General features: G+C 68.4%; 1 protein-coding gene. It reads right to left on the bottom strand.

The window, feature by feature from the left end; translation table 11 throughout:
• Positions 1-12: 12 nt before the first annotated feature.
• The gene (locus tag ACIQCN_RS15250; protein ID WP_364275828.1) at positions 13-1,314 is read right to left on the bottom strand and encodes an ISL3 family transposase; all 1,302 of its coding nucleotides are present in this window, start codon (positions 1,312-1,314) and stop codon (positions 13-15) included.
• Positions 1,315-1,426: the final 112 nt, after the last annotated feature.

Here is a 1,426-nt window from a genome sequence, read left to right as displayed (position 1 = left end):
GGCTCTTCGGAATCAAGGGTGTAGCGAGGGTCTGAAACCTCCGGCCTCGAGCAGGCTCCTGGCTGTGTAGTTCGCGAGGTTGCGGAAGCCGAGCGCGGAGCCGCGGAGGTGCTCGAGTCGGCCGTTGATCGCCTCTGTCGGACCGTTGCTCGTGCCGGGCAGGTCGAAGAACGCGAGGACGTCCGCGGCGCGCTGCTTCAACGTCCGACCGAGCCGGCGAATCTCGGCCAGCATCGCGGGGACGCCGCTGCTGACGGAATCGATCACCGACCGCATCATCTCCTTCGCCTTCTTCTTGTCGGGTTCGCGGTAGGCGGCGACGATGCGCTGGTAGATGCCCCAGGTCGCTTCGACCTCGACGTGCTCCTCGACCGCGAACACCGCGTCCAGCCGTGCGGTCTGCTTCTCGGTGAGGAAGCTCACGCCGGTGTGGAGGGTGCGGCGGACCCCGTAGAGCGGGTCCCCGGCGTGACCGCGGTGCCCGAGAGTGTCCTGCTGAACCCTCTGCCGGGTCCGGTCCAGGGCGTCACCGGCGAGCCGGACGACATGGAACGGATCCATCACCGGGACCGCGTCGGGGAGTTCCTCGGACGCGGCGGTCTTGAACCCACTGAACCCATCCATCGCGACCACTTCGATCTGCTTCGACCACTCCTTGGGCCGGGCGGCGAGCCACTGCTTGAACACCGCCTTCGACCGACCCTCGACCATGTCCAGCAGCCGTGCGGGACCTGTCTTGTTGCGGGCGGGCGTGAGGTCGATGATCACGGTCACGTACTTGTCACCGAACCGGGTGTGACGCCAGACGTGCTCGTCGACGCCGATCGTGGTGACGCCGTCGAACCTGGCCGGATCGTCGATCAGCCGCCGCTTGCCCTCGGCGAGGATCGCGGTGTTCGCGGTGTGCCACGACACACCCAGGCCTGCCGCGGCGCGGGAGACGGTGAGGTGGTCGACCACGATCGCCTTCAGCGCCCACCCGACCCCGCCGCGGGAGATCTTCGCCCGCGGCGCCGCCGCGTTCGTCGTGTCCTGCCGCCAGGTGCGGCGGCAGTGGCCGCACCGGTAGCGGCGCACCCGCACCAGCAGCGTCGTGGGCCGGTGCCCGAACGGCTCGTGCGCGAGCGGACGCGTCACGGTGTCGCGCGGCACGCCCTCGGCGCCGCACTTCCGACACCACGGGTCATCGTCAACGACGCGGCACTCGAGTACCGCCCGGTCGGGCTCGATCAACTGGCCGATGGCTTCGAGGCCGAGCTCATCGAGACGGCAGAACGTGGTGAGGTCAGGGGTCGCGAACGTAGGGTGGTGCAAGTCGAGGTCTTCCGGCAGATGGGCAGTGTGAGAACTTCCATCCTGGAAGACCTCGACGTCTATCCACGAACCAGCCGCCGACCCTCGACTACACCCTCAACTGCGAAGAGCC

This window comes from Pseudarthrobacter sp. NPDC092424 (genome assembly GCF_044754925.1).
In the GTDB taxonomy this organism is placed as follows: Bacteria; Actinomycetota; Actinomycetes; order Actinomycetales; family Micrococcaceae; genus Arthrobacter.
This window is presented reverse-complemented; position numbering and strand designations above follow the sequence as displayed.